The organism is Brevibacillus formosus, from assembly GCF_003013405.1.
Taxonomy (GTDB): Bacteria; Bacillota; Bacilli; order Brevibacillales; family Brevibacillaceae; genus Brevibacillus; species Brevibacillus formosus.
Genome location: NZ_PXZL01000034.1, coordinates 1 through 21,571, shown reverse-complemented (window position 1 = coordinate 21,571; position 21,571 = coordinate 1). Strand labels below are relative to the sequence as shown.

The window sequence follows — 21,571 nt, the reverse complement described above, 5'->3', positions numbered from 1 at the left end:
AAGGATACGTATCCATGATGATTGCTATCGAAAAATTAAGCATACAGGATGCAGCCAGCTTGTTTCAATTTGAACTGAGCAATCGCGCCTTTTTTGAAAAATCGGTTCCCAGTCGGGGAGACGCTTACTACCAATATGACCATTTTTTACGAGGTCTGCAAGCCTTGCTCGACGAGCAGGCGCAAGGAATCTCGTTTTTTGGCCTCATCAAAAACAGCCAGGGTGATATCTTGGGCAGAATGAATTTGGTAGACATCGAGAAAGACGAAGGAATCGGACATCTCGGCTATCGCGTCGGGGAAGATACCGCTGGAAAAGGAGTGGCTTCACAGGCACTGAAGCTCTTTTTGGAGGAGCATGTTCCCCACTTGAATGTCAGAATGATCTGTGCGAAAACAACACCGGATAACATCTCCTCGCAAAAAGTGTTGTTGAAAAATGGATTCGAACCCTATGACATGGAGTCGGAAACACCGGATGACTTTCTCCACTATCGCTTGTGCGTTGTCTAAAAAGCTGCTGGCTGAAGGCATGTAGGAGCAAAAAGTCCCCTGCCTGTAAAAGGTAAGGGGACTTTTGGGCGCTATGGGGTGTTCAATAATGGCTCCCACGGACGTCTCGTTCCGAGCATATCCGCGAGATGCTTGTTATCCTTGCGCCTGATTTTCCGTGCCGCAGCTCGTTCGTCAGCACCATTGTGCAGGAATACCTCCTCTTCCGTCTCCGGCACGATCTTGGGTACAGGGGTAGGCCGCCCATCTTCACCAATCGCTACAAACGTGAGAAATGATGTGGCACAGACGGTTCGAACGCCTGTTAGCAAATCCTCCGCAACAATTTTGACGAATACCTCCATCGACGTATTATGCGTCCATGTGACGAAGGCTTCAAGTGCAACCTCATTGTCCACCCGAATCGGCTGCAAAAAGTCGACGGAATCAGTAGAAGCGGTAACGACTGGTCCCCGGGCATGCTTCATGGCAGAGATCGCAGCAACATCGTCGATATGCGCCATCAGCCTGCCGCCGAACAGCGTATTGTGATTGTTCGTATCCGGAGGCAGCACATGGCTTGCTTTGAACGTGCGCGACTCCCGAACAAAACGTTGAATCGTCATAAAGGTAGCTCCCTTCTTTCTTGCAATCGGATTATGAATGATGACAATCTTCTCTCCTTTTCATTGTTCCACAAATACATGGATCTATTCCTCCTGCAAAAAGAGACTCTGATGCTGTTGCCACGAATGTCATTTGCCGCTATACTTGTGGAGTAGTTTATGGATAAAAATGTAACGGTTGTTGCTACGATCGTCTCTATATCGAAATGGTATGCACAAAAAACAGCGGAAAGGAGGGTATCCATATGAAAAAAAGATCATTATTGTCATTGCCAAAAGGAATTGGATACTCCACCGCTGTTTTCTTTGATCTGGCTAAATCACGGGAGAAGTATGTCCAAAAACGGATATAGCGACCATCCTTTGATGTAGTGGGATTCATCAGGATACAGTGGAAAAACGCCACAGGTCGCATTCCTGTGGTTTTCTTTTTAGGGCACCGCAGGATTTCCTGTGGTGTTTTTTATTTCGAAAAAGGGAGATGGATTGTATGCAAGGAAACGGAGAGAACATTTACGTAAGACTGGTACAAGAAGCGGATGCACAAAGCCTCTTGGCGCTTGAAGTGAGAAACAGAGATTTCTTTCAAAACTTCACAGGGACGAGAGAAGAGGCGTTTTACACGCTGGAAGGACAAATCGACAGGATCAAGAGTGCGATGGCATTAAAAGAAGAAGACAGAGGGTACGTTTTTGTCATTGCAAAAAAAGGACAGGAAGAAATCATTGGCGAAGTCATCCTTTCGGAGGTTGTAAGAGATAACCTGCAAAGCTGCTGGATTGGCTACTTCCTGGACAAAGAGCATAATGGAAAAGGCTACATGACCGAAGCGGTAAAACTCGTCGTGGCTTATGCCTTCGAGACATTAGGTCTTCACCGTTTGGAAGCAGGAGTGATGCCGCATAATATAGGCTCGATCAAGGTGCTGCTAAAAGCTGGTTTCCACAAGGAAGGGATTGCCAAGAAAAACGTGAAAATCAATGGTCGTTGGGAAGATCATCAAACACTGGCGATCGTCAAGGAAGAACAAACTGATCAGGCGAAGCCCCAGGTTCAGCGTAAAAATCCTAGCACAGTTGCTCCGCCGATGGGACCCTATTCACATCTGACGGTCGTTCCAAAAGGAGCCGATTTGCTCGTGCTTTCTGGGCAGGTAGGAATGGACCTTCACGGAGAGTTGCCGACAGATATGAAAGAACAAGTAGAAAACACGCTACAGAACATACTGCGCATTTTTGAAAGTGAGTCAGTTACTGCGGCCCAAATCATCAAAATCAATATATGGGCAACCGAGCAAATGGATTGGAAGCATTTTAATCAGGTGTGGGAGAAGTTCCACGGGGGGACACCGCCAGCGATGACCATGTCTTACGTCCCGGCATTGGCAGTCCCTTCGCTCAAAGTTGAGATAGAAGCTTGGGCAGCGAAATGGTAGGTAGGAAATAGAATAGAGAAAAAGGGTGAAGCTTTTCGCTTCATCCTTTTTTCTGTAACTTTTTTCTAGCAAATACGTCACTATTTTCAGGAGATAGAATGATCGTGACGATATTGCTGTTTTGAGAGCAAAAGATGTCAAAACATGAAGGAATACGCGGATGAATCGAGAAGTTCTTTCTATTAGCTGGATTTTCCAAAAATAAGAGAAAAACAGAGGGGAACGAGGAACTTGCTTTTACGAGTAAATGTCAGCTTGCTAGCTGTTTTCTTCCTGATTTTGCTGATGCCTCTGTCCATTGCGCGAGCGGCCACCCATGTAGAAGTGGCGGTCGATCAGTTAAATATTCGAAGCGAGCCAGGTACGACTACACAGATTGTCGCAACACTCAAAAAAGCGACGCGGTTGCCAATCACCAAACAGCAAAAAGATTGGACCCAGGTAAAGCTGCCGAACGGTAATACCGGATGGGTCAATAATAAGTATGTGAAGATGATAGAAGTTCCACAGATCAAATATGTCAGAAGCAATGTGGACATGCTGAATGTTCGGGCGGAACCAAATGCCACTGCACAAATTTTGCAGATCATCGACAAAAACGGTGTGTTTTTGCAAATGAGAAAGCAAGGGGATTGGGCACAAATTAAGCTGTCTGATCAAAAGAACGGCTGGGTGAAAGCTAGTTTCTTGACGGAGACAACGGCACCAAAACCAGTCCCGGTTCCAGCGCCTGCTCCGGTACCAGTACCAACTCCGGCACCAACGCCTATCCCAGCCCCGACAACAATGCCAGCCCCACCCCCTCCTGTACTCCCATCCAATACAGGTAGTGGATTCGGGCAAGGGACAATCGTATTAACGGAAGGCTATGAAGTTTATGCGCAGCCAGATATTCTTGGTACTGTCATTGGTCAAATCCATGGCGGGATGACGATCAACCATTACGGATATGCGAATGGTTGGTACACGATTAACTTTAACGGGACCTACGGTTATATCTTCAAACCAATGGAACAGACTGGGACAGCTCCGACACCGCCGAGTTCAACACCGGGGGCACCAGCAACTTTGCCAACAACAACGCCGCCCTCTGTACAAGAACTGCAAATTCGCGTCAAAAATCCTGATTCCAACATCCGCAACGGTCCCACTACCGCTCATGCTGTAATCGGAACAGTTCAACCCGGACAAGTATTCCCGGTTGTGCAAACAGTAGGAGATTGGTACCTCATCAGGCTGGCAGACAATTCGACCGCCTACATCGCGGGGTGGATCGTAGAGAAGATTCAACCAGCTGGTACTCTGCCACCGACAGGAGCAACGTACGAGTACAACAGTGGGATGATTGGAAACGAGAAAGTGTATATCTATCACACCCACAATCGTGAGTCTTGGAGAAATGTTGCACGGAACCAGCAAGGGAGCTCGGTAGATGATCCTGAAATCAACATCACGCTTGTTGGGAAACGGCTCGGCGAGCTGTTGCAAGCAAGAGGTATTTCGGCAATGGCGAGTCAGGACGATTTCGCTCAGAGATTGAGGGAACAAAATAAAAGCTACTCGATGTCTTATACCGAGTCGTACAAGGCGGTAGCGGCAGCGGCTGCAACCAGTCCGCACTTGCAGTACATTTTCGATATTCATCGGGACAGTGATGAGCCACGCAGCAAGGTAGCGATCACGATCAATGGCAAAACCTATTCCCGGATGCTGTTTGTAATCGGAACAGCGAACCCGAACCATCTGGCGAACAAAAAGCTTGCGGAAGAGCTGAACGCCCGTCTGGAAGCCTCTTATCCCGGTTTGTCGCGGGGGATTATCCTGAAAGGTTCCAATCAAGGGAACGGGGTTTACAATCAGTCCATTTCCGAGGGAGCCCTGCTTTTGGAATTCGGTGGTACGAACAACACCTTGGAAGAAGGCTATAATACAGCAGAAGCCTTTGCCGAAGTCTTTGGGAATTACCTGATCGAATCTCAAATCGCATTTAATTAAAAGTAGCACGATTCTTTTCGCCACATGCGAGAGAATCGTGTTTTTTTCCAGGAGGATCATTTATGGCTACACATCAAGAACACATACAATCGACTAACGATCACAGTCGCAGTCATCTTCAAGGTGACTGTGAAAGCTGCTTTGGCTTGTGCTGTGTGGCATTACCTTTTGCTGCTTCCTCTGACTTTGCCATCAATAAAGACGCAGGCAAGCCCTGTAGTAGCTTACAGGCAGACTTCCGGTGTGGTGTTCACACAAAGCTGAGAGACATTGGCTTTCGCGGTTGCACTGTCTACGATTGTTTTGGGGCTGGTCAAAAGGTGTCACAAGTCACCTATGGCGGCCAAGATTGGCGTAAAGAACCCGGATCAGCGAAGCAAATGTACGAAGTATTTCCGATCATGTGGCAGCTTCATGAGCTGCTTTGGTATATAACGGAGGCGTTGACTAAGCAAGCTGCGGAGCCCCTCCATCCTGCATTGGAGGAAGCTTTGGAGGAGACACAGCGCCTGACGGATCAGAGTCCTGAGGAAATCCTGAAGCTGGACATCGCTCTTCATCGAGCAAAAGTTAATGAATTATTGTTGCGGACAAGTGAATGGGTACGCAAGGACGCGGTTGCCAAGTACAAAGGGGGCAAGCCAGGAAAATCCTACGGCCGAGGCGCTGATCTCATCGGTGCCAAGCTCAAAGGCGCTGATTTACGAGGAGCCCAATTACGCGGCGCTTATTTGATTGCTGCTGATTTGCGGGGGGCAGATTTGCGGGGAGCTGACCTCATTGGTGCAGATTTTCGCGACACAGATGTGAGCGGAGCGAACTTGACGGAGACGTTGTTTCTCACGCAGGTTCAGCTCAACGCGGCGAAGGGAGATGCAAGCACCAAGCTGCCACCTTCGTTCACGCGTCCACCGCACTGGGCTAAATAAATGGACCAAAAGCAGGGTGTCATTCGTTGACATCCTGCTTTTTTCAGTCATATGTTTCCCTCCAAGACCAGATGCTATTTTTTACGGTCTGGATTGGAATGCTCTCGCCTTCATTTTTCGAGTAAATGTTATTTCCTCCGATCTTTGAAAAACGTTGTTAATACATTTCTACTTTTGCCGTATTAACTATCGTGAGGCTCACAACCAAACAAATTGCGCAATTTGTTTATTCCATCCAGAAGGGAGGGGAAGTAGTTGGAGATTGCCCAAGTGAACACTGGCATCTGCCAAAAAGAAGAACATAAAAGCCAAGCAGAAAGCATGTCCACCGAAACTTTTGCCCAAATTTACGGTGCGTACTATAAGCGCGTCTACAAATATATTTGCTATCGTATCAATAATCACTACACAGCGGAAGAAATATGCAGTCATGTGTTTGAAATGGTGATAGCAAAATACAGCAGCTTCACGCCGGATAAATCAAACTTTGAGGTCTGGTTGTTTGCGATCGCCAGAAACGCAGTGACAGATTACTTCCGCTTACAGAAGAAAAGGAGCAGCTTTTCATTGGATTCGATTCTGAATCTGGTCTTGCCGAAGTCGTCACCGGAGGACATCGTGATCCGCGACGATAATCATCAAGCCTTATTTCAAGCACTGGCCAAGCTGAGTGACAAGGAGCGCAATATCATCGCCATGAAATATGCGGCAGGTCTTAAAAACGCAGAAATTGCAGAACTTCTTGGTGTCAGTGGTTCAAATATTGGGGTCGTGCTCTACAGATGCTTGAAAAAGCTGCAGATGGAATTGCAAAAAGGGGGCTTCTGTTATGAAGAGTAAGCATGATCTAGACGATTTTCGTGAACTCACCAACTTGCTTACTGATCTGGAACTAGATGACGCCACTTCAAAAGCCAACATATACAATCGGTTGAAATTCAAATTGGAATCAGGAAACATACAACTACATGAAAGTAAAAAGGACGGGATCTATATGAAAACGAATAAATGGAAAGCTGCCACAGTTAGTGCTGTTGCTGTTGTTTGCCTTTTAGGTGCATTCTCGACTACATCGTTTGCCCAAGAAATGTTCCAGACGATCTTGGCACGCTTTCAGGTCGGGAACATGGAAATTACCCAATACGATAAAGAACAGCCTGCTACTCAGTCCAATTCCCAAGTAATCGAGATACCTGTAGAACCCAAGGCACCCCCACAGATGACATTGGAAGAAGCACGCGCAGCCAGCAAAATGGACTTTCCCGCACCGACATGGTTGTCAGAGCATTATTCCTATAAAAACACGGTCGTTTATGGCGAGAGTAGTGTAGAGATTCAGTATAAAAAAGGGAAAGAGTTTATCTCCTTGGCGATTTCAATCGGTGGCGAAAACGGCATTAGCACGACAGAGGGTGTCAAGATCGAAACCATTGGCGGGAAAAAGGTGTATTTCGCCAACGGGATCGTGATTTGGGAGCATGAAGGATTCACGTTCGAGCTGTACCAAATGGCAGAGAAGAGCTTTGATGCTGCGACCATTGGCAAAATCATCGAATCCTTGTCAACGAAAGCCGCCAATAAATAAGCAGTTGTCACTAAACTACGTACCCAGGCACACCGACTTCGATTGCTTTTCGACGTTGGTGATCGTCTGGGTGTTTTCGTCATGTGGTAAAAAGAGGCTGTTCCGGAGAGGGACAGCCTTTTCGTTTAAGATAGGGCCTCGCTGGTTACACCCCTGTAGTAATGAGTGTGTCCGTCATCATAGGTGGTTTGCCCTGAAAACTCGTGGTAATGACTTCCGTCTGGCAACGGAATAGGCGGACTCGTCCATCCCCTGTAGTGATGCACATGTCCATCATCAAACGTGGTGGTACCTTCGTAGTAATGGACGTGCCGATCTCTCATTCCTTCTGGTGGCGACGTTCTGCCACGGATTCGGTGACGATGACGATCCGAAATGCTTGTCAGTGTGTCATACCCATGAAAATGCCCGGGCCGATCGGCAAATCGAATAAAGCGTAATGAATGAGAGTGCCGAAAGCTCACAATAAACGCCCCTTTGCATGCATTTGTCACTAGTAAATGCGTTTGTCAGGCGTTTCGAAACGGACATTCGTCTATGCGTTGAAAAAGAACGAGAGCCTTCCTCAATGGAAAAGGCTCTCGTCTGATTAAAACAGTTTTTTTCCCATGATATGATCGAGTGGGATCACGCCAATGACTCTACTATCATCGCTATTGTTACGATTATCTCCCATCACAAACACATGGTTTTCTGGTATGACGATTTTGGCATCAGGTAAGTCGACCATTTTTTCTTTTATGTACGGCTCGTTTAACGGCTGTCCATTCCGATACAGGCTCTCGTTCTTAAACTCCAAAGTATCGCCAGGTTTGCCAATGACTCGTTTTACCCAAAATGTTTTGGCTTCGCTTTTCCCCATGGCGAGCATGAGTAAAGGATTTTCAAGGATGTCATCTTTTAACGTACGATCCCGGTTTACACGGCTGTCGATCACGACAATATCGTTGTACTCAGGGAGATAAGAGAATGTATGGGACAATTTCGACACATAGATACGTTCGTCGTTTTGCAAAGTGGGCTCCATCGATTGTCCATTCACTTTAAAAGGTTGGAGGACAAATATGTTAACCAGCATCGCGAGTGAAAGGGAGATGCCCAATGTTTTGGTCCAGCCCCATATTTTTTTTACGCTTTTCAAATCAGACCGCATCCTTCCCTGTGAAAGATTACTTTGGTGTGGCTACTGGTTAGGACGTGAAATGGTGCTTTTGGGTTACATAAATGAAGAAGATTAAGCTTGAGAAACAAAAGGAATTAAGCAAAAAAGCTGAAAAAGATGACAGCAAAAATGCCGCTGGGTGCAGAGGCGAGCAGGAAATAAAAGGTCCATTTCCATCTGCTTTTATAATCTTGCACTTCATGTTCTTTGTAATAGGCTGAAGGGGAGCTAAGGGCGTTATAAACCATTAGACCAGCTAGTGTAAGGAGACCAAATACAAGGTACTCAGCATAATTGCCCGCTTGATCGATGTTCCCAGTCGTTATCGCTATGATCATACAGAGAATCTGCAAAGCAACGCCAAAACCAAGTGCTCTGAGCATGTAACTACCTACTTTTGGGATATTTTAACTGAAATTACGTGTAAAGGGACGAAACGTTTCAAAATCTCAAATATCAGCCAATAGTAGAGGGCTGTAAGTTTAAATCTGTTTTACAAAAATAACCCGGTCGTTTCCTTTTCCATCATAATTAGAAGACACATCGATTCCATCCACTATTTTATCCCCTTTTTCAATGGCAAAACCTAGCTTCGTGTGGAAGGAGATTGAGCCCTTATTAACAGGAGAAGTAATGCAGCGAATCGTATCGCATCCTTTTTGTTTTACGGTTTGAAAGAAATGGTGGTATAATTCGCGCCCCCATCCATCTTTTCGCTTGTCCGGATGCACACCAACGAAGTGAATGTAAGCTTCGCCGGGCAACGTCTGGGACAAGAAGCCGATGAGGAAAGCGATGACTTCTCCATTCTCTTCAACAATAAAGCTCGTCGATTGGAAATGGATAAAAAACAGCTTGGGTAACATATCAGACATTTGTCGTCCACTCCACCAATCATTGAGGACCGTAATAACTTTGAGGTAGTCTTGCTCTTGTACATTTCGGATTTGCATCATGCGTGCCTCCTTATCAATAGTCCTCATTGAGACAAGTCTTTCTGCTCAGGCAGTTTTTCCCAGACTACAATGATTAACGTTGCGATAGGGCCAAGAAATAAAGAGAGAAAAAACCAATTAAGACCGCTACGGTTTTTTCCTTGAGCTAGTCCAGCGTTGATGAGGGCTAATGTACCCCAACCAACAAAATATTGATCTTCCATTTGTGAATCTGCCTCCATTGCTGAAATATTGCTCCTATTATATAGAATTGCTAAGAGTTTTACAAAATGTGTATGAACAAACTAAAAATGGCCACTCGAAAACGAGGGCCACTGAGAGGAACAGGTGCGGGAACGGAAGGGGGGCCCTGAACCATTGGATTAGGCGTTTTGATACGCGGTTATTTATACAAAATATCATCCCGTAGAGATCCTACTTTGCCGAGAGCATCGGCAATATCTTCTTCGCTGACACCAAAGTGAGTCAAGGCCTCACGCAGATGCCTAACGATAGCATCAAAATGAACGGGTTGCAGATTCATTCCTTCGTGAGCCTTTGCCATGGACTGCCCAGAATATTGATTCGGACCACCAAGGGCATAGCTGATGAACTTTGTTTGGTGTTTACGTTGTTTTTCCATATCGGTGTTTTTGAAAAAGTGGTTCACGGTGTCATCAGCTAAAACTAAATCATAAAAGTAGTCCACTACTTTTGCGACCGTATCCTCGCCACCATATTTCTCATAAAACGTGCTCATTATTGGCCTCCTTAGGACGATTGCTTCCCTTATATATTCCACCATTGATGGAAACTTATTAAAGAAAAGCCCGCAAGCTGATGCCGATTGCATTTCGACGTCAGCCTACGGACTAGATGCATGTCATGTGCGCTTTGTTTTAGCCAACTTTCCTGATCACTTTCGAATTTCCACCTGAACTGACAATAATCCATCCTTCAGGAACAGGCGAGGCTTGCAGTACCTCAATCTGTGTTCCGTTAGGAGCATCATTAACATTTCTGATCACATTCGATCCTCCATAGGTTCGAACCATGATCCATCCTTTTGGGATAGGCGAAGCGAGCATCACTTCTACCTCCGTGCCGTACGAAGCACCGTTCATATTCTTGAGTACATTCGATCCTCTAAAGGCTCGAACCATGACCCATCCTTCAGGAATAGGCGAGGCGAGCATCACCTCTACCTCCGTACCATAAGAAGCACCGTTCATATTCTTGATTACATTCGATCCTCTAAAGGCTCGAACCATGACCCATCCGGTTGGGATAGGCGAAGCTAGCAGCACCTCTACCTCCGTGCCATAAGAAGCACCGTTCATATTCTTGATCAGGTTCTGCGTTCCTAAAGTTCTAACGATAACCCATCCGGCTGGAATAGGTGAGGTAAGCGACACCCAGATTTCTTCACCATACGTGGCGTTTCTGATTTTTTTATTGGAAGCGTAGGTGGTTGCCTTTTCCTGTGTAGGGAGCGCTGCCCCTTGGACTTGTGTGGCTAGAGAGGGTACTACGACGACTGAACTTAATGACAGGATAATAAGTGCTTTTTTAAACATGAGCATCAACCTTTCATGATAAAAGTTGTTTGGAAACGATCATCGAGTCAGTCGAAAGTTGTATATTTCTGAAAATACTAATTTATTACATTTTATACGATTATTGTTCTGATTACTTTAGGAGATATTGTCGAATGCTAGGCAAAGTTGACGATAGGTTGAACAGCCGCGAGAAAAGCAAAAGACCCTCTCATCGGTTGAGAGGGTTGAGGTAAGGTGGGCTCCTATTTCATAAAGCTTAAAGCGACGCCAATGGAATAAGGTACAAGCCATAATATCCATACGATCAAGCTAAATTTATGGAACTGCTTGATTTGATGTGCATTCTTTTTCCATAGGACGACACAGGCCCACACTGTATGGAAAAACATCAAGATCAGAGCGATCAACCCAGTAATGCCATGCAAATTTAAACTGGAGTTGTCAGCAAGTAGTTTCATAAACGTAGTTCCGATCGTATCGAATGCCAAGCCAAGACCAAAAAAGATAAGGTGTTTCCTCTTTAGCTCTCCCGAACGTTTTTCGCTCCATACCCCAATCGTATAGGCAATGAGAGCAAGATTTATAAAAATCACGGCTGCTGCTAACAAGTAAGATCATCTCCTGTTCATTTCTTTTGACTACGCTTGTAAGTGTAATCGTTGAACATGAACATAAGATGAACGACCGTGAACGACCGTATAGATGGAGGTACCGATGCCCCTCAAATGAGGAGCACCAGTACTGCAAAGCTAGTTGTCTAGGTGCGATAGACGATCTGCATGAAACAAGTGTCTCAAGATCGCATGACTCACGTCGGTCACTGGTTCAAAAACAAAAGCAACCAGATGTTCATGTGGCTCCAGATAGTAATTCCTGTAGCCGAGCTGAATCAACTCCCGATTGAGTCGCGCTGCATCTTCGAAACTTGCATAGAAATACAGATGCTTGGACATGGTAATCACCTCCTTCCGCCCTAAAACGTAGCAGAAGGAGTAGAATCACACCAACGATCACGACCTTGTTTTCCAATTGGAAAAGGAAAAAACCCTTATTTACAATAAGGGTTTTTCTATGTTCACAACTATCAAACTCTACCGATTGTCCACTTTCTCTGGATACATATCATGATTCATCATCCGATGGCTCGCCATCTCCTCGTACTTCGTCCCCGGTTTTCCGTAGTTGCAATACGGATCGATCGAGATGCCGCCGCGCGGAGTGAACTTGCCCCATACCTCGATGTAGCGCGGGTTCATCAGCTTGATCAAGTCGTTCATGATAACGTTGACGCAATCCTCGTGGAAATCACCGTGATTGCGGAAGCTGAACAAGTACAGCTTGAGCGATTTGCTCTCTACCATTTTGATATCAGGAATGTAGCTGATATAGATCGTCGCAAAATCCGGCTGGCCGGTAATCGGGCACAGGCTGGTGAATTCCGGGCAGTTGAATTTTACGAAATAATCACGGTACGGATGCTTGTTGTCAAAAGACTCCAATACGCTCGGGTCATAGGAGTAGTTGTACGTTGTTCCTTGATTCCCCAAAAGAGTGAGGGAGGATAAATCACGTTCTTGTTGATGTGCCATATGAGTACAGTCCTCTTTTCTTGATGAAAGTAAAATATCGTTTAAACGCCTCGTTTATTGCCCCAGACGAGTGCATGCAGTTGAGGAAGAACCTTCGCGTCATTCATGTCCGGTGCTGACATCGCCTGATCAATCAGCCATTCAAAGCTCTCCAAAAGCTTATCCCGAAGCCGAGGCGTATCAGCATCAGTCAGGTCACTGTTTCCTGGCTGCAAGTAGAAAGGAACCTCTGGAAAGCGCTGATGGATGGCGCGTGCATAGGCAAAATCGGCGTCGTCGAAAACAACGACTTTCAGGCTAAGTCCTGGATGTTTTTGTTCCAACAGCTCGTGCACAATTCGATCAAGCGCTTGAAAATCTGTGTCCATCCCGGAACTAGGCGGCTTCGGTGAAATCGTAATGTCGTCAATCTGTGGAAGCCATGGTTGCCACTTGCTGCCTTGTGTTTCGACTGCTGTGCGAATGCCATGCTCCTTTAAAAGGGCGATTAAGTCACCGATGCCAGCCAAAAGCGCAGGATTTCCCCCGGAGATCGTGACATGAGAAAAACGGTCCCCGCCTAAGCGAGTGAGCTCCTCCCAGACCGCCTCGGGCGACATTTGCCGGATTTCATCCCGGGCAGATCCATCCCACGTAAAAGCGGAGTCGCACCAGTTGCAACGATAGTCACAACCAGCTGTTCGCACAAACATCGTTTTTTGTCCGATAACCATTCCTTCGCCCTGAATCGTAGGGCCGAATATTTCCAAGACCGGGATCATTCTATCATCCACTCCCGTCTTGCCTCTGCATAGCTGGTCGGTGTCTCGAACAGGCGAACGAACTCCACACGAGCGCCGTTGTAGCGGTCACGGTAGGCATCTGACTGCAATTGCTTTTCCATCTCTTCAAAAATCCACACGACCATGTTTTCGGCAGTGGTATTCATCGGAGGGAGCATTTCATTCAGATAGCGGTGATCCAAATAGATTTCGATGTGCTCCTTCCAGATTTGCTTGATGTCACCGAAATCGATCACGAGTCCGATCTCGTCCGGAAAGCCACTGATGCCAAAGACGACCGTGTACGTGTGGCCGTGGAGGTTTTTGCACTTTCCTTCATAGGCGTGCAGATGATGAGCAGCATCAAAAGTAAATTCCTTGCTTACCAAAACGCGTTTGTTATGGTAGCGAAGCTGTGATTTTTGAATATGGGTACCCAGTGCCTGCATGCGGTCGACAATACGAAAATCAAAGTTCGCGCTCATCAGGCCTGTTCTCCAGGTTGATTTTTCTCGGAAAGATACGTGTCCAGTCCGGCTTTTCGCAGGTGGCAGGCAGGGCAATCGCCGCAGCCGTCTCCTTTGATGCCGTTATAGCAGGTGAGGGTATTTTCGCGAATATAGGTGAAGGCACCCAGATCGTCCGCCAGCTTCCACGTTTGTGCTTTGTTCAGCCACATCAGTGGCGTGTGAATCACAAACGGATAGTCCATCGACAAATTCAATGTCACATTCAGTGATTTGATAAAGGCGTCACGGCAGTCGGGATAACCGCTAAAATCCGTTTCGCATACACCGGTAATCAAGTGACGTGCTCCTCGTTGCTTGGCGAAGACGCCCGCAAAGGAAAGGAACAACAAGTTGCGTCCGTCGACGAACGTGGATGGCAATTGGCCTTCTTCCTGGGTAATGTCAATATCTGTGCGGGTGAGTGCATTGGGAGCGAGCTGGTTTAACAGGCTCATGTCCAATACGGAGTTTTTGACGCCGAGCTCTGCGGCAATTTGCTGGGCGCACTCGATCTCCAGCTTGTGTCGCTGCCCGTAGTCAAACGTGAGGGTTTCTACTTCGCCGAATTGCTCTTTCGCCCAAAACAGGCAGGTAGTGCTGTCCTGACCTCCGCTAAAGACGACAACGGCTTTTTCCTTTTTCATCATTGCTCTCCATCTCCTTTTGAAGTATCGAAGAAAGAGAGTTCTTGAACTTTCCTGCAAAAAAACAATAACAATACCAAAGAAAGGTACTGTTATCCGGCTTAGTTTTTTATAGAGGGAGTTCGCGAACCTCTCCCGTGCAGATGCACGGATTTCTTATTTGTGCAACCCAAGTGGGCGCCTTGAGACATTATACAACAATCAACGCCGAAGTGGGGGATTATCGCTTGGAAAAAGATTGACGGATGGAGGGTGCTACTGCTAGTGTTTTTTTCATAATCGATCAACATGGAGTGGAGCGGGTGATTTTGATGAGAGACGTCCCATTAGTGGAAGAATATCGCGGTGGCATTCTGGAGAATGTACATAACGGCATCGTGTGCGGCGTGAATGAAAAAGGAGAAGTGGCTTATCGGGCAGGCGATGTGAATCATATCATCTTATTGCGCTCAGCAGCTAAGCCTTTTCAAGCCATTCCGATCGCCAAACGTAAAATTGATGAAAAATTCGGACTGAATAGCAGCGAAGCAGCACTCTTTGCGGCCTCCCATCGTGGCGAAGTCTATCATATGGAAGGCTTGGAGTCGATTTTACGAAAGACCGGCATTCAGGAAGACGAATTGCTAACTTGCCCGACATACCCGCTCAACGAGGAGCCGAAGTTTGCTTGCTTGTCCCAAGGCATAGGAAAACGTAGGCTCTTTCACAACTGTGCGGGAAAGCATTTGGGGTACTTGGCGCTGTCGAAAGATCAAGGATTTTCCACTCATGATTACTACAAGGCAGAGCATCCAGCGCAACAGGAGGCATTGAAGGTGTTTTCCGACCTGGCTGACTATCCAAAAGAGCAGGTTCAGCTAAGCGTCGACGGGTGTGGCTTCCCGGTTTTTGCGTTGCCGCTCAAGAACCTGGCGATCGCCTATCTAAAGCTCTCTTGTCCGGATCTAATCGAGGATCACGGGACGCGTGAGGCAGTAGAGAGAGTGACAGGCTGGATGACGAGCAGTCCCAAAATCATTGCCAGTCACAACTTCATCTGTACAGCCCTCTTAATGGATGAAAATATAATCGCCAAAGGCGGAGCGATGGGCGTATACGGCTTTGCTTTGAAAAAAGAGAGACTCAGCTTCTCGCTAAAGGTACTAAATGGCTCTGAATTAGTATGGCCTCTTATTATCGCGTCGATCTTGGAGCAGATTCAGTATGATAACCAGGAAACCATTGACCGACTGCATGCGCTGGCGCCAAAAGCCATTAAAAACGACAATCAGTTGGTGGTCGGGGAGAAACGACAAGTTTTTGTCTTGAACAAATGCTAGAAACGGAGGCGAAGAATCATGCTAGTGGAAGTGATTGCGACTTCAGTTGAGGATGCAAAACGTGCGGAGCAGGGCGGAGCTGACAGGCTGGAGCTTATCTCGGGAATTTTGGAGGGAGGCATTACTCCGAGCTGGGGATTGATTGAGGCAGTGGTCAAGGCGGTTTCTATCCCGGTAAACGTCATGGTGCGACCGCATAGCCAATCATTTTATTACACAGCAGAGGAACTTGCGGTCATGCGGCAGGATGTACGTATCATCCGTGAACTTGGCGCAGCAGGTGTCGTATTTGGCATGCTAACTCCAGAAAACAGGCTAGATCAGCATGGATTGGAGCTGTTGCTTGGCGAGTCAGGTGCATTGAATGTGACGTTCCATCGTGCTTTTGATGATGCTGTGGATCAACTGGAAGCAGCGCGTATTCTCCTGGAATATCCACAAGTGCGTACCATTCTTACTTCTGGCGGCAAAAAAACGGCCATTGAGGGAGCTGATTGCATCGAACAGCTCGTCAAGCTGACAGAGAACACACAGCTCACGATTTTGGCAGGAAGCGGATTGTCGCTGGCTAACGTGGGAGACCTCGTGAAACGTACGGGTGTCAAAGAGGTTCATTTTGGATCGGCAGTACGAGAAGCAGGACAGGCCCTCCGATATGTTGATGCAGAGCGAGTCGCTGCCATCAAACAACTACTGTAAGCATAAAACAAGCCGACACCTTACTTCTGGAGGGATGCCGGCTTGTTGTTCATTCGCTTCTGTATCCAGTAACCGACGACGAGAATCAGCGGATACAAGAACCCTTGTGTTAAATCAAAGAATGGCCAGTACGTATACGATTCGTATAAAAAAGCTCCGTTTGGAACGACGATAATAGCGATGGCAACAAACAAGATACAAATGGGCAAGGTGAGTGCCTGATGCTCCTTTAAATGAAGAAGCTGCTTTATACCCACGCAGAAACCATACATATACAGGACCACTTTGAAATAGATGGAGACAAACCACATGAGAGCCATCATCGCTTCCTGTCTTTGAAAGAACTCTCCTACATGGATTCGCTTGGCAAGGGAGTAGCTCGGAAAGGTCTCACGAGAAACTAATTCCGGGCCAAGCACCAAAAGCGATAAGAAGATCACGGCAAGTAGACAAACTCCACCGTATATCGCTCCTCGCAAAAAAGCAGATGTGAGCTTTTGTTTTGCATCTAGGAGTGGAGTAATCATAAGGAAAATAACCAGCTCCGAGAAAGGAAAAGCGGTCACGGAAAATACTCCTCTTATAACGGGCTTAATGCCATTTTCCAAGAAGGGGAAAAGGTTCTCGAATTGGAACTGAGGGCTTAACAAAAGAAAAAACGAAACGAACGTAAGGACAAACCAGAGGAAAAAGATTTCGCTCGTCCGTGCAAAAGCTTCAAGGCCTAATCGGACGGCAAAAATTGCGCAGGCAACGAGTAAAAACATGACAGCATGAATGGGAGTTTGTTTCATAATGTGCGTGGTCATGAATTCTCCGATCGTCCGTATATAGACAACGCCGTTGATTAACACAGCCCCCAAAAAGAAGAGAGAGAAGAACGTGCCGAGCCAACGTCCAAATATGAGATTGTTCTTTTCAATCAGCGTTTGTTCGGGATAGATGCGACCGACTACACAAAACAAGTATACGATGGGAAGCCCCAGTACCATGCCGATCAATCCTGATAGCCATCCATCGTGACCCGCTTCGGTTGCAGGTACGGAAGGTAAGATTAGGATGGAATCTCCAATGGTGATGAATGTTACAAGGATGACAAATTGGCGAACGCCAATCTTATCGGAGCTCTGCATGATGCCTCACCTTGTCCGTAGGTTTATCTTACGTATTATTTCCAAGTTTAGGATGGATAAACGAACCGTAAGCAGGCGCCGTCCCTTGTCTGAATCGTTTTCGGAATAGTATGATAAAAAGAAGGCGTCAAGAAACTACGAGCAACGGAGAAGGGAAGAAAAGCTGTGGAGTTGGAAAATAGGTTGTCGGCCATTATCAGGCAAGCGGAGGGGACTTGGGGAGTTGTTGTGGAGGAACAAGGCTCAGCTAAAGGAACCCGTTTTGAACATGTACCGGACGAGCTGTTTATTGCGGAGAGTGTTATCAAAGTGCCGATCATGGCAGCCGTTTTCGCTGCAAGTGAGCAGGGGCATTTTCGATTGGATGATCAGCTTGTTCTACGCAAAGAGGATCTGGTGGGGGGATCAGGGATTTTGTACGCGCTATCTCCAGGCTTGAAGCTTACGATTCGCGACTTGGTGACCCTCATGATTATTCAGAGCGACAATACAGCGACAAATATGCTGATTGATTTGGTAGGAAAAGCGCAAATCGACCAGACCATGATCGATTTGGGAATGCGCCAAAGCTATTATTCACGCAAGCTGATGATTTATCCACTCGACATCGCAGAAAACAATAAGATTACCGCTGGGGATGTTGCGAGTATGCTAGGTCATTTGGCAACGGGCAGTTATCTGTCCCAGCGTGCCTGCCAAGAGATGATCGCCATTATGAAAAAGCAGCAAGTCCGTAATGGTCTGCCGTCCCAATTGCCAAATGAGGAAGAATCCAATTATCCTGGGTGGGAACTGCCGTGTAAATCGGGCTGGGATACCGGCAGACAGCACGATGTAGGCTTGCTGTATACGAACAATCGCTGTTTTTCCATTACGGCCTTATCCAAAAATGTAACCGCTCAATCCGCTCTGAACACATTAGGATTACTGGGAAGAGCTGTGTATGACTACGCCATTATGGCTGTCGATTAGATCGGCAGCTTTTTTACATGGTGATGGCAAACCCAAGCCACTTCACCTATTGCCGTTATACTATTGATTTAAGATACTTTCTTCCAATACAGCATACTTGTCGCCGTATTCCTTAATGATATGCTTTTCGCCCCATAAGCAGAGCGAATCGAGAATACTTTTCAAGGTCCAGCCGTACTCGCTGAGCTCATACTCCACTTTTGGCGGAACTTGATTGTAAATAATCCGGTTGATAATGCCATCTTCTTCAAGCTCTCTAAGCTGCTGCGTCAGCATCTTTTGCGTAATGCCCGGCATCAGTCGTTTCAACTCACTTGTACGTTTTTTTCCGTGAGTCAGGTGACACAAAATAACGCATTTCCATTTACCGCCGATGACCTCAAGTGTAGCTTCCACTGATATGTTGTACTTCTTTTTCACTGTTGAATTCCTCCTGGATGATAGGTACTTATTAGTGCCTATCACACAAAAAAGTGCGTACTTTTACTTTTCGTTAGTCTATCTCATAATAACACTTGTCAAACGACATGAAGCACATTAGGTGACTGGAAACAGTCATACTATCATAGAGCACAAGAATGGAGGAGACTAGTTATGCCAAAACATTTGCAAGATACGACTACGCTGTACAACGGAGTAAAAATGCCTTGGGTGGGTCTGGGTGTTTTTAAAGTAGAGGAAGGTCAGGAGCTCGAGGAAGCTGTAAAAACAGCAATCAAGCATGGCTACCGCAGTATCGACACAGCTGCTATTTATAATAATGAAGAAGGTGTTGGCCGTGGAATCCGTGCAGGTTTGCAGGAAGCGGGCATCACTCGAGAAGATCTTTTTGTTACCTCGAAAGTATGGAATGCGGATTTGGGGTATGAGTCCACGTTGGAAGCATATGAGACGAGCCTGAAAAAACTCGGGCTGGAATACTTGGACTTGTACCTCATTCACTGGCCGGTAGAAGGAAAGTTTAAAGAAGCATGGAGAGCATTGGAGACGCTGTACAAAAAAGGGCTGGTAAAAGCAATCGGGGTAAGCAATTTCCACGTTCATCATTTAGAGGAACTGCTTAAAGACGCTGAGATTAAGCCGATGGTCAACCAAGTGGAATTCCATCCGCGCCTGTCCCAAGATGAACTGCGTGCTTACTGCAAGGAGCAAGGGATTCAATTTGAAGCATGGTCTCCGCTTATGCAAGGCCAGCTATTGGACAATCCCGTACTAAAAGGAATTGCAGAAAAATACGAGAAGTCCATTGCCCAAGTCATTATACGCTGGGATTTGCAAAATGGCGTCGTGACCATTCCAAAGTCGACCAAAGAGCATCGAATCGTCGAGAATGCATCTGTATTTGATTTCGAACTGTCGAAAGAAGACATGGAAATGATTCATGCGTTGAACCAAAATCACCGAGTTGGTCCAGACCCGGATAACTTTGATTTTTAATAGCTGACGGCATACAAAAAACTCCTGATGATTTCAGGAGTTTTTTGCGTTAAGGAAAAGGAAAAGGAATCAAATGACTTCTGGCAACTGAATATCGTCCATCGTTACTACACATTCAAATTGATTGGGGGAGTCGTGGTGAACATGCTCTTTGAGAATGCCCATTTTCACGAAAAAGCGCAGGCTGGTGTAAACGGTTGAGAGTGTGATGTTTGGCATCTCGTTTTTCAAAGCATGGTAAACGTCCTTGGCTGTATAGTATTTCCGCGTGGTAAGCATAAAAAGGAGTACGGCTCTTCTTTGGATGGTTAGTCTTTTTCCTAGATGCTTGACTTGTTGTGTGACACTGACAATATGATGATCCATTACAGGTCACTCCGTTCTTAAATTGTAATGATTACTATATGATAATTATCCTTTTTATTTTGTGTGCAGTCAACTTTTTCTTTCCGTATCTTATCCGGCTCATGGCCTAAGGGTGCATGTTTCTGGAGGATGCGTAAATCTTACATAAGAGAGATGAGGAAATAGGGGTTTTCTTTTCCACCAAAACATGGTAGTGTATGTGCGGATTTTGCTTACGTGATAATGTCAGGAGTGGAACCATGTGGCACGAAAAAGACGAACCGCAATCCAGATGAACAGTCCGCAGCGAAAAGTACTCGAATACGGCATGCTGGTTTTAGGATCGCTAGTATTGGCAACTAGTTTCAATCTGTTTTTAAATCCAAACCAAATTGCTTCTGGAGGCGTTTCTGGGCTATCGACGATTTTGCATAACTTGTTTGGTTTTTCTCCAGCAGTGGTGCAATGGGCAATGAATATTCCTTTGTTTCTATTAGGATTCAAACTTCTCGATCGGCAATACAGTATGAAGGCGGCGGTTGGTTCGATTGTTCTCCCTTTGTGCGTTATGCTGACCAGTCACCTGCAGCCGTTAACCACGAATCTTCTGCTTGCAAGTATTTATGGAGGAATCGGGGTAGGGCTTGGGATTGGTATCGTGTTTCGGGGGAGAGGATCGACGGGTGGCTTTTCAATTGCATCGCAAATCCTCCACAAATACTCAGGAATTAGCTTGGGTGCATGTGTAGCTGTGTTTGATGGGCTAGTGATCTTGTTTGCCGGGATTGTATTCGACCCGGAAAAAGCATTGTATGCACTTATCGCGTTGTTTGTGACCAGCAAGACGATTGATATTGTTCAGATGGGCTGGAATACATCCAAAGTCGCTTATATCATTTCGAATGAAACAGATACGTTGAGAGAAACCATCTTGTATGATTTGGACCGTGGTGTCACTTTGCTGGATGGTGCTGGTGGATATACTGGAGACGCACGCAAGGTGCTCATGGCAGTTGTCAGCCAAAGTGAAGTAAGCAAGCTAAAAATCATGGTGCGTTCGGTGGATCCCGATGCGTTCATTATTTTGTGTCCTGCTCAGGAAGTGTTAGGAGAGGGCTTTCGAGCGGGATAATATATAGAAGAAAGGAGCGGTGGGGAGTGATTCCACTGCTCTTTTTTTGTTCGATTTTTATTTTGAATGAAATTATTTTAGATTTTCTATTGCATTTAAAATTTATACGTGCTATATTAAATCTCGTGAGCGGGACACACACGAAACGCACACAACGAAAAACAAATCAAATGCCGGTGTAGCTCAATTGGTAGAGCACCTGACTTGTAATCAGGGGGTTGTGGGTTCAAGTCCTATCGCCGGCACCACTACTTAATCTGTAGTTGGGAAATGAAACGGAGCGCTTGATAGCGCGAAATGCTCTTTGAAAACTG

Annotated in this window: 28 protein-coding genes, 1 tRNA gene and 1 riboswitch; of the genes, 12 read left to right on the top strand and 17 right to left on the bottom strand. The window is 46.2% G+C overall.

Annotation, left to right across the window (positions count from 1 at the left end):
* The first annotated feature begins 14 nt into the window (after nucleotides 1-14).
* Nucleotides 15-512, top strand: a complete 498-nt coding sequence (locus C7R91_RS25520) for a GNAT family N-acetyltransferase (protein WP_047074119.1) — start codon at nucleotides 15-17, stop codon at nucleotides 510-512.
* Between the two features lie 71 nt (nucleotides 513-583).
* Here C7R91_RS25520 and C7R91_RS25515 read toward each other — a convergent pair whose 3' ends face one another.
* On the bottom strand, nucleotides 584-1,117 hold the full coding sequence (locus C7R91_RS25515; protein WP_047074117.1) for an acyl-CoA thioesterase: 534 nt from the start codon (nucleotides 1,115-1,117) through the stop codon (nucleotides 584-586).
* Nucleotides 1,118-1,607: 490 nt separating this feature from the next.
* Between C7R91_RS25515 and C7R91_RS25510 the strand changes: the two genes are divergently transcribed.
* The 5 genes from C7R91_RS25510 to C7R91_RS25490 all read left to right on the top strand — a co-directional run bounded on the left by C7R91_RS25510 (nucleotide 1,608) and on the right by C7R91_RS25490 (nucleotide 7,061).
* The gene (locus C7R91_RS25510; RefSeq protein WP_047074115.1) at nucleotides 1,608-2,552 is read left to right on the top strand and encodes a GNAT family N-acetyltransferase; all 945 of its coding nucleotides are present in this window, start codon (nucleotides 1,608-1,610) and stop codon (nucleotides 2,550-2,552) included.
* Between the two features lie 231 nt (nucleotides 2,553-2,783).
* Entirely contained in the window at nucleotides 2,784-4,547 is a 1,764-nt protein-coding gene (gene spoIIP, locus C7R91_RS25505; protein WP_047074113.1) for a stage II sporulation protein P, read from the top strand.
* A gap of 62 nt (nucleotides 4,548-4,609) precedes the next feature.
* Nucleotides 4,610-5,476, top strand: coding sequence for a pentapeptide repeat-containing protein (locus tag C7R91_RS25500; RefSeq protein WP_047074111.1), 867 nt, complete (start codon nucleotides 4,610-4,612; stop codon nucleotides 5,474-5,476).
* 255 nt (nucleotides 5,477-5,731) lie between these two features.
* Nucleotides 5,732-6,316 carry a sigma-70 family RNA polymerase sigma factor gene (locus C7R91_RS25495; RefSeq protein WP_052773446.1) on the top strand — a complete coding sequence of 195 codons (585 nt, stop codon included), beginning with the start codon at nucleotides 5,732-5,734 and terminating at the stop codon, nucleotides 6,314-6,316.
* Nucleotides 6,306-7,061, top strand: coding sequence for a hypothetical protein (locus tag C7R91_RS25490; protein ID WP_047074109.1), 756 nt, complete (start codon nucleotides 6,306-6,308; stop codon nucleotides 7,059-7,061). Before C7R91_RS25495 ends, C7R91_RS25490 begins: the two co-directional genes overlap by 11 nt.
* A gap of 125 nt (nucleotides 7,062-7,186) precedes the next feature.
* Here the strand turns inward: C7R91_RS25490 and C7R91_RS25485 are convergent, their stop codons facing one another.
* The 13 genes from C7R91_RS25485 to queC all read right to left on the bottom strand — a co-directional run bounded on the left by C7R91_RS25485 (nucleotide 7,187) and on the right by queC (nucleotide 14,220).
* Nucleotides 7,187-7,525, bottom strand: a complete 339-nt coding sequence (locus C7R91_RS25485; RefSeq protein ID WP_083995229.1) for a YmaF family protein — start codon at nucleotides 7,523-7,525, stop codon at nucleotides 7,187-7,189.
* A 125-nt stretch (nucleotides 7,526-7,650) separates the two neighbouring features.
* Nucleotides 7,651-8,214 carry a signal peptidase I gene (lepB, locus tag C7R91_RS25480; RefSeq protein ID WP_047074107.1) on the bottom strand — a complete coding sequence of 188 codons (564 nt, stop codon included), beginning with the start codon at nucleotides 8,212-8,214 and terminating at the stop codon, nucleotides 7,651-7,653.
* A gap of 104 nt (nucleotides 8,215-8,318) precedes the next feature.
* Nucleotides 8,319-8,606 (bottom strand): hypothetical protein, encoded by a 288-nt coding sequence (locus C7R91_RS25475; RefSeq protein ID WP_047074105.1) that lies wholly within the window; start codon nucleotides 8,604-8,606, stop codon nucleotides 8,319-8,321.
* Nucleotides 8,607-8,705: 99 nt separating this feature from the next.
* The gene (locus C7R91_RS25470) at nucleotides 8,706-9,176 is read right to left on the bottom strand and encodes a GNAT family N-acetyltransferase (protein WP_047074103.1); all 471 of its coding nucleotides are present in this window, start codon (nucleotides 9,174-9,176) and stop codon (nucleotides 8,706-8,708) included.
* Between the two features lie 26 nt (nucleotides 9,177-9,202).
* Nucleotides 9,203-9,382 (bottom strand): hypothetical protein, encoded by a 180-nt coding sequence (locus tag C7R91_RS25465; RefSeq protein ID WP_039961628.1) that lies wholly within the window; start codon nucleotides 9,380-9,382, stop codon nucleotides 9,203-9,205.
* Nucleotides 9,383-9,561: 179 nt separating this feature from the next.
* Nucleotides 9,562-9,918, bottom strand: coding sequence for a group I truncated hemoglobin (locus tag C7R91_RS25460; RefSeq protein WP_047074101.1), 357 nt, complete (start codon nucleotides 9,916-9,918; stop codon nucleotides 9,562-9,564).
* Nucleotides 9,919-10,057: 139 nt separating this feature from the next.
* Nucleotides 10,058-10,735, bottom strand: a complete 678-nt coding sequence (locus C7R91_RS25455) for a hypothetical protein (protein ID WP_047074099.1) — start codon at nucleotides 10,733-10,735, stop codon at nucleotides 10,058-10,060.
* A gap of 224 nt (nucleotides 10,736-10,959) precedes the next feature.
* Nucleotides 10,960-11,325, bottom strand: coding sequence for an HsmA family protein (locus C7R91_RS25450; RefSeq protein WP_047074098.1), 366 nt, complete (start codon nucleotides 11,323-11,325; stop codon nucleotides 10,960-10,962).
* Between the two features lie 141 nt (nucleotides 11,326-11,466).
* Nucleotides 11,467-11,670 (bottom strand): hypothetical protein, encoded by a 204-nt coding sequence (locus tag C7R91_RS25445; protein ID WP_047074096.1) that lies wholly within the window; start codon nucleotides 11,668-11,670, stop codon nucleotides 11,467-11,469.
* A gap of 138 nt (nucleotides 11,671-11,808) precedes the next feature.
* Nucleotides 11,809-12,306, bottom strand: a complete 498-nt coding sequence (queF, locus tag C7R91_RS25440) for a preQ(1) synthase (protein WP_047074094.1) — start codon at nucleotides 12,304-12,306, stop codon at nucleotides 11,809-11,811.
* Between the two features lie 41 nt (nucleotides 12,307-12,347).
* Nucleotides 12,348-13,067 (bottom strand): 7-carboxy-7-deazaguanine synthase QueE, encoded by a 720-nt coding sequence (gene queE / locus C7R91_RS25435; protein WP_047074092.1) that lies wholly within the window; start codon nucleotides 13,065-13,067, stop codon nucleotides 12,348-12,350.
* The gene (gene queD / locus C7R91_RS25430; RefSeq protein ID WP_047074090.1) at nucleotides 13,064-13,552 is read right to left on the bottom strand and encodes a 6-carboxytetrahydropterin synthase QueD; all 489 of its coding nucleotides are present in this window, start codon (nucleotides 13,550-13,552) and stop codon (nucleotides 13,064-13,066) included. Before queD ends, queE begins: the two co-directional genes overlap by 4 nt.
* Entirely contained in the window at nucleotides 13,552-14,220 is a 669-nt protein-coding gene (gene queC, locus C7R91_RS25425) for a 7-cyano-7-deazaguanine synthase QueC (RefSeq protein WP_047074315.1), read from the bottom strand. The genes queD and queC overlap by 1 nt, the downstream gene beginning before the upstream one ends.
* A 95-nt stretch (nucleotides 14,221-14,315) precedes the next feature.
* A riboswitch (PreQ1 riboswitch) is annotated at nucleotides 14,316-14,359 on the bottom strand.
* A 172-nt stretch (nucleotides 14,360-14,531) separates the two neighbouring features.
* On the opposite strand from queC, the gene C7R91_RS25420 reads away from it, so the two are divergent.
* The gene (locus C7R91_RS25420) at nucleotides 14,532-15,539 is read left to right on the top strand and encodes an asparaginase (protein ID WP_047074314.1); all 1,008 of its coding nucleotides are present in this window, start codon (nucleotides 14,532-14,534) and stop codon (nucleotides 15,537-15,539) included.
* 18 nt (nucleotides 15,540-15,557) lie between these two features.
* Nucleotides 15,558-16,238, top strand: coding sequence for a copper homeostasis protein CutC (locus C7R91_RS25415; protein WP_047074089.1), 681 nt, complete (start codon nucleotides 15,558-15,560; stop codon nucleotides 16,236-16,238).
* Nucleotides 16,239-16,258: 20 nt separating this feature from the next.
* Here C7R91_RS25415 and C7R91_RS25410 read toward each other — a convergent pair whose 3' ends face one another.
* On the bottom strand, nucleotides 16,259-17,371 hold the full coding sequence (locus tag C7R91_RS25410; protein ID WP_047074087.1) for a GerAB/ArcD/ProY family transporter: 1,113 nt from the start codon (nucleotides 17,369-17,371) through the stop codon (nucleotides 16,259-16,261).
* 165 nt (nucleotides 17,372-17,536) lie between these two features.
* Here C7R91_RS25410 and C7R91_RS25405 point away from each other — a divergent pair, with 165 nt between their 5' ends.
* Nucleotides 17,537-18,343 carry a serine hydrolase gene (locus C7R91_RS25405; protein ID WP_047074086.1) on the top strand — a complete coding sequence of 269 codons (807 nt, stop codon included), beginning with the start codon at nucleotides 17,537-17,539 and terminating at the stop codon, nucleotides 18,341-18,343.
* A 60-nt stretch (nucleotides 18,344-18,403) separates the two neighbouring features.
* Here the strand turns inward: C7R91_RS25405 and C7R91_RS25400 are convergent, their stop codons facing one another.
* The gene (locus C7R91_RS25400; RefSeq protein WP_047074085.1) at nucleotides 18,404-18,763 is read right to left on the bottom strand and encodes a winged helix-turn-helix transcriptional regulator; all 360 of its coding nucleotides are present in this window, start codon (nucleotides 18,761-18,763) and stop codon (nucleotides 18,404-18,406) included.
* 174 nt (nucleotides 18,764-18,937) lie between these two features.
* Between C7R91_RS25400 and pgoN the strand changes: the two genes are divergently transcribed.
* On the top strand, nucleotides 18,938-19,780 hold the full coding sequence (gene pgoN, locus C7R91_RS25395; RefSeq protein WP_047074084.1) for a glyoxal/methylglyoxal reductase: 843 nt from the start codon (nucleotides 18,938-18,940) through the stop codon (nucleotides 19,778-19,780).
* A 69-nt stretch (nucleotides 19,781-19,849) separates the two neighbouring features.
* Here pgoN and C7R91_RS25390 read toward each other — a convergent pair whose 3' ends face one another.
* Nucleotides 19,850-20,146: a Fur family transcriptional regulator gene (locus C7R91_RS25390; RefSeq protein WP_047074082.1), complete on the bottom strand. Its 297-nt coding sequence runs from the start codon at nucleotides 20,144-20,146 to the stop codon at nucleotides 19,850-19,852.
* Nucleotides 20,147-20,387: 241 nt separating this feature from the next.
* On the opposite strand from C7R91_RS25390, the gene C7R91_RS25385 reads away from it, so the two are divergent.
* On the top strand, nucleotides 20,388-21,257 hold the full coding sequence (locus C7R91_RS25385; protein ID WP_047074081.1) for a YitT family protein: 870 nt from the start codon (nucleotides 20,388-20,390) through the stop codon (nucleotides 21,255-21,257).
* Nucleotides 21,258-21,429: 172 nt separating this feature from the next.
* Nucleotides 21,430-21,505 (top strand) — tRNA-Thr (locus tag C7R91_RS25380).
* Nucleotides 21,506-21,571: the final 66 nt, after the last annotated feature.